Source organism: Lysinibacillus sp. NPDC097214, assembly GCF_050277945.1.
GTDB lineage: Bacteria > Bacillota > Bacilli > Bacillales_A > Planococcaceae > Lysinibacillus > Lysinibacillus xylanilyticus_B.
The window spans coordinates 218,192-227,432 of the sequence record NZ_JBNNSS010000007.1; the positions used below are offsets into that span (position 1 = coordinate 218,192).

7 protein-coding genes, 6 tRNA genes and 1 rRNA gene are annotated in these 9,241 nt (G+C 39.6%); 1 reads left to right on the plus strand and 13 read right to left on the minus strand.

The window, feature by feature from the left end; translation table 11 throughout:
• Positions 1-158 precede the first annotated feature (158 nt).
• The 12 genes from glmM to ACQKMI_RS17520 form a co-directional block, all read right to left on the minus strand.
• The gene (gene glmM, locus ACQKMI_RS17465; protein ID WP_427490996.1) at positions 159-1,511 is read right to left on the minus strand and encodes a phosphoglucosamine mutase; all 1,353 of its coding nucleotides are present in this window, start codon (positions 1,509-1,511) and stop codon (positions 159-161) included.
• Positions 1,512-1,810: 299 nt separating this feature from the next.
• Positions 1,811-2,911: a CdaR family protein gene (locus ACQKMI_RS17470; RefSeq protein WP_427490998.1), complete on the minus strand. Its 1,101-nt coding sequence runs from the start codon at positions 2,909-2,911 to the stop codon at positions 1,811-1,813.
• Complete coding sequence (cdaA, locus tag ACQKMI_RS17475; RefSeq protein ID WP_323648034.1) at positions 2,904-3,740, minus strand: diadenylate cyclase CdaA; 837 nt, start codon at positions 3,738-3,740, stop codon at positions 2,904-2,906. The genes ACQKMI_RS17470 and cdaA overlap by 8 nt, the downstream gene beginning before the upstream one ends.
• 150 nt (positions 3,741-3,890) lie before the next feature.
• Entirely contained in the window at positions 3,891-4,517 is a 627-nt protein-coding gene (locus tag ACQKMI_RS17480) for an anti-sigma factor (RefSeq protein WP_323648036.1), read from the minus strand.
• A gap of 13 nt (positions 4,518-4,530) precedes the next feature.
• The gene (sigW, locus tag ACQKMI_RS17485) at positions 4,531-5,094 is read right to left on the minus strand and encodes an RNA polymerase sigma factor SigW (protein ID WP_323648038.1); all 564 of its coding nucleotides are present in this window, start codon (positions 5,092-5,094) and stop codon (positions 4,531-4,533) included.
• 278 nt (positions 5,095-5,372) lie between these two features.
• Positions 5,373-6,278 (minus strand): arginase, encoded by a 906-nt coding sequence (gene rocF, locus ACQKMI_RS17490; RefSeq protein WP_427413750.1) that lies wholly within the window; start codon positions 6,276-6,278, stop codon positions 5,373-5,375.
• A 184-nt stretch (positions 6,279-6,462) separates the two neighbouring features.
• Positions 6,463-6,535 (minus strand) — tRNA-Lys (locus ACQKMI_RS17495).
• A gap of 11 nt (positions 6,536-6,546) precedes the next feature.
• Positions 6,547-6,621, minus strand: a tRNA-Gln gene (locus ACQKMI_RS17500).
• 17 nt (positions 6,622-6,638) lie between these two features.
• A tRNA-Tyr gene (locus tag ACQKMI_RS17505) sits at positions 6,639-6,722 on the minus strand.
• Between the two features lie 14 nt (positions 6,723-6,736).
• Positions 6,737-6,812, minus strand: a tRNA-Val gene (locus ACQKMI_RS17510).
• 70 nt (positions 6,813-6,882) lie between these two features.
• Positions 6,883-6,957, minus strand: a tRNA-Glu gene (locus tag ACQKMI_RS17515).
• A 119-nt stretch (positions 6,958-7,076) separates the two neighbouring features.
• Positions 7,077-7,153: transfer RNA gene (locus ACQKMI_RS17520), tRNA-Asn, on the minus strand.
• Positions 7,154-7,421: 268 nt separating this feature from the next.
• On the opposite strand from ACQKMI_RS17520, the gene mbcS reads away from it, so the two are divergent.
• Positions 7,422-8,999 carry an acyl-CoA synthetase MbcS gene (gene mbcS / locus ACQKMI_RS17525; RefSeq protein ID WP_427491000.1) on the plus strand — a complete coding sequence of 526 codons (1,578 nt, stop codon included), beginning with the start codon at positions 7,422-7,424 and terminating at the stop codon, positions 8,997-8,999.
• Positions 9,000-9,136: 137 nt separating this feature from the next.
• Here the strand turns inward: mbcS and rrf are convergent.
• A 5S ribosomal RNA gene (rrf, locus tag ACQKMI_RS17530) occupies positions 9,137-9,241 on the minus strand; the annotation flags it as partial.

The following is a 9,241-nucleotide window of genomic DNA, read 5'->3' on the forward strand; positions in this document are numbered from 1 at the left end:
GCGTTTTTACCGATGCAGGTCAGTTAGCCATTTTCGCAGGATGCGAAGGTTTTAGGCTAACATCCTTATATTCATTCCTTTCAAAATCCGTGACATCTGCCAGAGGCTTTATCTTCATTCAGTGGGTGTTTATCACCTACTGAATGAAGATAAACTATTTATTCAGTTAAGCCCATTTCAGTACGGACAACATCTGCTATACGCCCTACATAACGCTCGCAGTCTTCTTCCGTCGCAGCTTCCACCATTACTCGTACAAGTGGCTCAGTACCAGAAGGACGCACTAACACGCGACCGTTACCAGCCATATCTGCTTCTACTTCAGCGATCACTGCAGCAACTTTTGTATTTTCCGTCACAGCATGCTTGTCTGTTACACGTACGTTAACTAAACGCTGTGGGAAAATTTTCATTTCAGCAGCAAGCTCTGACAGTTTTTTACCTGTAGATTTCATAATGTTAACAAGCTGAATACCTGTTAATAAGCCATCACCAGTTGTATTAAAGTCTAGGAAAACAATATGGCCAGATTGCTCGCCACCTAGATTATAATCATTAGCACGCATTTCTTCTACGACATAACGATCACCTACAGCTGTTTGTACACTGTGCATTTCGTTATCTTCAACAGCTTTGTAGAAGCCCATGTTACTCATAACCGTTGACACGATTGTTTGCTTTTTCAAGCGACCAACTGTATTTAAATGTTTCCCAATGATGAACATAATTTGATCACCATCAACAATTTTACCGTTTTCATCTACTGCGATTAAACGGTCACCATCGCCATCGAATGCTAAACCAACGTCAGCACCCTTTTCTTCGACAAATTTAGCTAACCCTTCAGGATGTGTTGAACCGACACCGTCATTAATATTTAAGCCTGTTGGTGAGGCACCCATCGTTGAGATATCCGCTTCTAAATCTGCAAATAGGTGTGTAGCTAGTGAAGACGTAGCGCCATGTGCACAATCTAATGCTACATGGATGCCCTCAAATTCTTCAGCCACTGTTTGCTTTAAATATTGAATATATTTTTGTCCACCCTCGAAGTAGTCACTTACTGAACCTAAATCTGCCCCGATTGGACGTGGCAATGTATCTTCTTGTGCATCTAATATTGCTTCGATTTCGGCCTCTTGCGCATCTGTTAGCTTAAAGCCATCAGGACCGAAAAATTTAATACCATTGTCAGCAACTGGGTTATGTGAAGCTGAAATCATAACGCCTGCATTTGCGCTCATAATTCGAGTAAGGTAAGCCACACCTGGCGTTGAAATAACACCAAGACGCATTACCTCTACGCCGATTGATAAAAGACCAGCTACAAGTGCACCTTCAAGCATTTCACCTGAAATACGTGTGTCACGACCGATTAAAACCTTTGGACGGTCCGTTGCATCCTTAGTTAAAACATAGCCACCTACGCGGCCAAGCTTAAATGCAAACTCCGGTGTTAATTCACTATTCGCGACGCCACGGACGCCATCTGTTCCAAAATATTTACCCATTTTGATTATTCTCTCCTTCAATGCAAGACGGTGGTCACGCTTGTCTACACTGACAACTAGACCACTCGTCTGCTTACTTTTGGAAAAGTCTATTTTCGTTCATTTTCTGGTAACTATTCATTTTACCCCTACGCCCATTTATTCGGATTTGTAAATCAGCGAAGATAAATTGAGCATAAGGTATTTTGATTTTAGCCTGAGCAACTTTTTTCGTTAATGTTTCAAAATCGAAAATGACACCCTACCGATAGAGAACGAAATCTCTACTGAATCAAAATAAAATTATAGTCAGTTATTGTTTAAGAATCAACATCTTCTGTTTTTTCTGTTGGTGGTGTGTTGTCCTCAGAAGGAGTGTCCGGTTCCTCCTTAGTAGGCGGAGGAGCAGGTGTAGGTGGAGGTGGAGCAGCAGGAGTGGTAGTTGTTGTCGTTGTTGTCGTTGTTGGTTTTTTCTCCTGCTCTACCTTCGCAATGTCTGCTTTCACTTTAATCCTTGATTCAGATATTTTTGTCACACCTTCTGGTAATTTTACATCAAATTCATAAGTTTTTGATTCTGTAATTTTTGATAAGTCCACCTCTATTGGTATTGCAGTTAGACCATCTAGGATAGATTTCCTACCGTATACCCTCACCGTTGTCGGGCTAAATGTTAATTGGTTAACGGTCACACCATCTGCCACTTTTCCTACTTCCTTAAGCACGACAGGCAACTCTCTGCTGTATGCGCCAATATCTACTTGTACCTTCACAGATTGCGGTTCAATCGTAACATCTAACTTATTTAAATCACGATCTAGCACTTTAACTGCCGCTACTTGTGAGAACGATTCTTTCAAGCCTTGTTCACCCGTTACAGTAGCTTTTACATAGCTAATGCTTTCAATTGCACTTTTGGCACCTGTAACATACACCGTAGCTGGATTAGAAGTCATGCCATTTAAAATATATCCTTCTTCAATTAAACGATTACTCATCTCAGGGTCAACACGAAACTCCTGCGTGACTTTTTCCTCAATGTTTACCTTAACCGACTCAGGGTCAAATGTAACTTGCAACTTATCAGAAATATTTTCATATTGTAGCTTAACATTATGTTCACCTATAAGTAACTTACTCAAATCCACAAATACAGAAAAATCCTTTGTTGTCTTTGCTTTTATAACTAGTGGCATTGGACCTTTTATCGTAACATCCACCGTCTTAGGTATACCCGTTACAATGAGGTTCTTATCATCATAAAAAACATCTACTGGTACATCTCGAATTACCTCTGTTTGTTCACTCGTTATTGTTTTATTTTTAGGAGATAATTCGGTACGGACGGAGAAAAATAACAAAAAGGCTAGAAATAGTGCGACGATTCGTAACACCCAAGGGCTATCCATCATTTTATCCATTCTTTTTCCCCCTCCAAGTTAACTTAGAGGCTGCATTTGACTCCTGTGCTAATCCGAACCACATTTTACGCAAAAGTCCTTCGAATTCCTCTAGAGAAAGATTTCGATGTAGATTACCATTCATCGTAAGACTAATGGCACCAGTTTCTTCTGATACGACAATAGTAATGGCATCTGTCACTTCACTTAAGCCAAGTGCAGCACGGTGGCGTGTCCCAAGCTCTTTAGAGATAAACGGACTCTCAGAAAGCGGTAAATAACAAGCTGCTGCAGATATTTTATCTTTCTGCATAATCACTGCTCCATCATGAAGCGGTGTATTAGGTATAAAAATATTGATAAGTAACTCTGATGAAATCTCAGCATTTAGTCCTATGCCCGTTTCAATATATTCATTTAGACCAGTTTCTTTTTCAATAGAAATTAACGCCCCTATACGACGTTTGGCCATATAACTAACAGATTTCTTCATCGCCTCAATAAGCCTAGTTTGTTCTTCTTCAACTTGACTAATGGAACGTTGGAAGAGCTTTCCTCTACCAATTTGTTCAAGGCCACGTCTTATTTCAGGTTGGAAAATGATAATAATCGCCAAGAAACCGAACTCGATAACTTGTTGTAACATCCACCCTAACGTTTCTAACCCAAAAAAGTCTGTAGCAAGGCGCGCAATAATAATTACGAAAATCCCTTTTAATAATTGGACAGCCTTCGTACCTTTAATGAGGGTTAAAATTTTATAAATAACGTACCATACAAGCAGTACATCTAATAAGTTAATAACAATATTCACAGGTGTTAAATTAGCGAAATGTTCGATAATTTGCACGTGGCATCCCCCACTTTTCATTGCGAATCCAATACACACTTAAGTATAGCACATTCTTAACAAATGTAACTTTTTTCAAATAAAAAGTCTACTCAAAAGAGTAGACCTTTCAGCCTCTCACGTGCACTAACTATTAGGACGTATAGAGTGTTATTTAGTTGCTTGGTTCTCCTCGAATGTTACAGCAGACTTTACTGAATTTTTAATCGTATACCAAAGCCATTCAAATACTTCGTCAATTTCTTCTATTTTTCCTGAAACAACTGCCGAAGACGCCATATATTGTCCGTTAATAACGGTAACATTGCCATCCACTTCACCCTCAACAATTAAATCACCATTTTTAACAACAATGTCGCCTTTGACAACTTCTCCCTTCGGTACAATAACCGTTTGACCTTCAACAACAAGGTTTGGCTGTTTAGTCACGGAGAATTGTTGGTCATCCATGAAACTACCTAGCAAAGTTGCACTCATGAATAAACAGAAAACTGCTGCTGCCACAAAGAATGGATGCCGGCGAATCCATTTTTGCATACCTACACGACTTTTGGGTTTCGGTAAACGAGCCATGATGGCTTCTTCAAAATGCGGAGGTGCTGTAATGTGGGAAGCACTCTTCACAAAGGCGATTGTTTCACTTAATTCCTGCATCAATTGTTTACAATCACTGCATGTATGCAAATGGCGTTTTAACTCTTGCTCATGCTCACGACCAATGTCACCATCTAAATAATCATGGATATAGTCTATAATATGCTCTGGACAAGTATTCATGACGCTCCCCCTCCTACAGATTGTTTAATTGCTTACGTAATGCTTCACGTCCGCGGTGAATCCTCGTTTTCACCGTTCCAAGAGGCATATCTAAAATCTCGCTAATTTCTTGTAATGATAATTCTTCAATATATTTCAATACTATAACTGAACGGTATTTATCCGGTAAACGTCCAATCTCATATTGAATGCGATCTTGCAGTTCCATTTGCTCTATCTGTTCCTCTGGTAGCTGGTCATCTGCTGCGATCTGCGAATACATATCAAGCCCTTCTGTACCAGATACTTCCGCATCTAAATAGTAATCAGGCTTTTTCTTCCGGATTCGGTCTATACAAAGGTTTGTCGCTATGCGATAAAGCCACGTCGAAAATTTTCTTTTCTGATCAAAAGTATGCAAGTTCATATAAGCACGAACAAACGCTTCTTGTGTAATATCCTCAGATTCTTGCTTGTTCCCTAACATCCTATAGCATACTTGGTACAGTTTGTGCTGATAGAGACTCACAATATCTGCAAATGCGTTTTGATCACCTTTAAGCACTTGTTTTATTCTCTTGTTTACTAACGCATCCATTGTGTTGATTTCTCCACCTTTACAACTGTCTTATACTATACGACCCATCGATAAGAAAAGTTTCATTTTGTTATTAATTATAGCAAAAGATTTTTATACATTGTGGCAATAGGCAATTTTTTGTCAAATATCTTTAAACTACGGTGATCGCCTAACGTGTGGTTGACTTCCATTCCGACTAAGCGCTTTCCTGGCCACAGGACGTGGCGTTTTTAAATCGAATGAAGATAATGGCATATTTCTCGACAAATGTCATCCGCAACTTTTAGTGATGAGCATTAAACTAAGGTTTCACCAAATAAGGAACCCATCAATGCTACAGCAACATCAGCTGTTCTATTCTTTTCATCTAAAATCGGGTTAACCTCAACAAATTCAGCAGATGTTAGCATACCTGATTCCTGAAGCATCTCCATCGCCAAATGGCTTTCTCGATACGTAATCCCACCAGGTACAGGTGTCCCAACCCCTGGAGTATAAAGTGGATCTAACCCATCTAAATCAAGTGATAAGTGCAAACCATCTATATCACGCGCTCTTAAATAGGCAAGTGCATCTTCCATTACACGCGTCATTCCAAGACGATCTACCTCGTGCATTGTATACACCTTGATTCCTTGCTGACTAATTAATTCACGTTCACCTGGATCTACAGAACGCGCTCCAATAATAATGACGTTTTCGGGTTTAATTTTCGGTACATTATTACGAATTTTCACTAAGCGTTCATGACCAAGGCCAATGCTAACTGCTAACGGCATCCCATGTATATTACCAGAAGGTGTTGTTTCAGGTGTGTTAAGGTCAGCATGCGCATCAAACCAAATAACACCTAAATTTTTATAATGCTCACCCAGCCCTGCAAGTGTACCAATAGCAATACTATGGTCACCACCGAGTACAAGTGGAAACGCCTTTTGTTCCACCGCCTTATTCACACTATTTGCTAAAGATGTACTTACATCGATAACTTCCTCTAAATTTAGTAGCTGTTTATCAACAATAGCACCTTCCAGTTTTTGACTAACACGTATATCCCCTTGATCATGTACTACATGCCCAACTGCCTCTAAGCGTTCTACAACACCTGCGTAACGGATGGCACTCGGACCCATATCTACCCCTCTACGAGTTTGCCCATAATCTGTTGGTACCCCAATAATAGAAATATTTAGTTTATTCATTTTTTCATACCCCCTTTTACTTGTAAGTCTATTGTAAAGCCTGTATCCTATCTGGCTCAACCTAACAATTATATGAATATTTATACAATTAAAGAGAGCATAAAAAAATCTCCTGCTGTTTTCAGCAAGAGATTAGTATCTGTAGTTAATGTTACACTTTTGAATATGATTTATTCTATAAAAGTGAGCCATGAAGGACTCGAACCTTCGACCCTCTGATTAAAAGTCAGATGCTCTACCAACTGAGCTAATGGCTCAAAAATAAAAATGGCTGGGGTACCTGGATTCGAACCAGGGCATGACGGAATCAAAATCCGTTGCCTTACCGCTTGGCTATACCCCAATCATATATAAAAAAACTGGTGGAGGGGGACGGATTCGAACCGCCGAACCCTAAGGAGCGGATTTACAGTCCGCCGCGTTTAGCCACTTCGCTACCCCTCCGAAATAACACATTATGGTGGAGGATGACGGGCTCGAACCGCCGACCCTCTGCTTGTAAGGCAGATGCTCTCCCAGCTGAGCTAATCCTCCATAGAAACAGGTGTGTATTTCTTCACAGTTTATTTTCTTTTTAAGCCTTTGCATTACTACAAAGTTAAAATGGTGACCCCTACGGGATTCGAACCCGTGTTACCGCCGTGAAAGGGCGGTGTCTTAACCACTTGACCAAGGGGCCATTTTTCAAATGTCTTGAACAAGACAATAATTATAATAACATTATTTACTGTTCGATGCAATACTTTTTTATACTTTTTTTCATATGTATAACATCATCATTATAAATGGGCAAAAAAATGGCTCCGAAGGCAGGACTCGAACCTGCGACAACCTGATTAACAGTCAGGTGCTACTACCAACTGAGCTACTTCGGAACAATACTATTCAATTCGGTTTTTAAAAACCTCTTAAGTACATTTATTATTATAGCAAGCATTATAAATTATGCAATACTTTTGTGAAAATTTTTATATTTTTTGTCGAAGTATTCCTGTATATTAACCTAAACCCTAATAGTTCTCTATTAAATCTAATATTTCTATTTTATGTACAGAATATTCTTGCTGTATATTATTGTAATTGATAAAATGGAGATAGTTTTATGAATTTTCTATTAAATTTGTTTGGGGGAGGAATGTTCACATGGTAACAAACGATTTAATTGCACCAGAATTCTATAATATTACAGAGGAATTAGAGAAATTTTCCCAGGATAGTGATCGTCAAGCAATACGATGGCTAAATACTCAACAGGAGCGCCGAACAATTTCCTATGTTGAACTTGTTCAAAAAATGAATCAATATGCGAATGTCCTTACGAAGAAGGGGCTTCAAAAAGGAGATCGCGTATTAGTTATTATTCCACGTCTGCCTGAGGCTTATTTTGTCTTTCTTGGCTGTCTAAAGGCTGGAATTGTTCCTATTTCATGCTCAGAAATGTTACGTGCAAGTGATTTAGAATATCGTATGGAGCACTCTTCTGCAAAGGCAGTAATTGCCTATGAAATGTTCACTAGTGAAGTAGATTGTATTACTTCTTCAGTAGAGGCTTTAAATAATAAACTAGTTATAGGTTCTGCTACAGGTGATTGGACTTCTTTAAATGAATTAGCTAGTACACAGCCAGATACATTTAAAGCAGCGGCGACGAAAAGAGATGATATGGCATTTCTTTCTTATACATCAGGCACGACTGGTAAACCAAAAGGAGCTGTTCATTCGCATGGTTGGGGATATGCACATATTAGAACAGCCGCTTCGGGGTGGCTTGGTGTACGTGAAGGTGATCTAGTTTGGGCTACAGCAGCTCCAGGGTGGCAAAAATGGATTTGGAGTCCGTTTTTATCGACTATTATGCTAGGTGCAACTGCATTTGTATACCATGGAGGATTTGATGTAAAAACATATCTTCAACTGCTTCAGGATGAGAAAGTCAATGTATTATGCTGTACGCCAACGGAATATCGCATAATGGCGAAGCTTGATAATTTAAAAGACTATAATCTATCTTCACTACGTAGCGCTGTTTCTGCTGGTGAACCATTAAATCGACCAGTCATCGAAACATTTATGAACAACTTTGGTCTTAAAGTGCGCGATGGCTATGGCCAAACGGAAAATACTTTATTAATCGGCACACTTGAAAATTCTGAGTTACGTCCTGGTTCAATGGGTATTCCTACCCCAGGCAATATTGTCCGTATTATTGATCATGAGGGTAACGAGGCACCAATTGGAGAAGTTGGAGATATTGCAGTACATAAATCATCTCCTGCTCTATTTAAAGAGTACTATCGTGAACCTGAACGTACACAAGCTGCCTTCCGCGGAGATTGGTATATTACTGGTGACCAAGCAAAATGCGATGAAGACGGCTACTTCTGGTTTGAAGGTCGAGGAGATGACATCATTATTTCATCAGGCTATACAATTGGACCATTTGAGGTAGAGGATGCTTTAAATAAACATGAAGCTGTACAAGAATGTGCTGTAGTTGCAGCACCAGACGAAATTAGAGGACATATTGTTAAAGCCTTTGTCATCTTACGAGAAGGTTTCCGAGATCGTGATGAGGCTGAGTTAACAAAAGAGCTACAGGAGCACGTTAAAACATTAACAGCGCCTTATAAATATCCTCGTAGTATTGTCTTTATTGATGAACTACCAAAAACAACTTCTGGTAAGATTCGTCGTATAGAGCTACGAGCAGCAACTGTATAAAATATAGAAAGGAGACATTTCCACCAAGTGATTGGTGAAATGTCTCCTTTGTTACGGAATTATGCCTCGGCATAATTGATTATTCTTTTGGATATTAAAAAAAGCCACTACTGAGTTTATCAGCAGCGACTTTTTGCGCCTAGCGACGTCCTACTCTCACAGGGGGAAGCCCCCAACTACCATCGGCGCTAAAGAGCTTAACTTCCGTGTTCGGTATGGGAACGGGTGTGACCTCTTTGCCA

Excerpts from the sequence above, each read along its gene's own strand:
- ACQKMI_RS17480 (WP_323648036.1), bottom strand. The coding sequence starts at position 4,517 with ATGAATACTTGTCCAGAGCATATTATAGACTATATCCATGATTATTTA.
- ACQKMI_RS17470 (WP_427490998.1), bottom strand. The coding sequence starts at position 2,911 with ATGGATAAAATGATGGATAGCCCTTGGGTGTTACGAATCGTCGCACTA.
- rocF (WP_427413750.1), bottom strand. The coding sequence starts at position 6,278 with ATGAATAAACTAAATATTTCTATTATTGGGGTACCAACAGATTATGGG.
- sigW (WP_323648038.1), bottom strand. The coding sequence starts at position 5,094 with ATGGATGCGTTAGTAAACAAGAGAATAAAACAAGTGCTTAAAGGTGAT.
- glmM (WP_427490996.1), bottom strand. The coding sequence starts at position 1,511 with ATGGGTAAATATTTTGGAACAGATGGCGTCCGTGGCGTCGCGAATAGT.
- mbcS (WP_427491000.1), top strand. The coding sequence starts at position 7,422 with ATGGTAACAAACGATTTAATTGCACCAGAATTCTATAATATTACAGAG.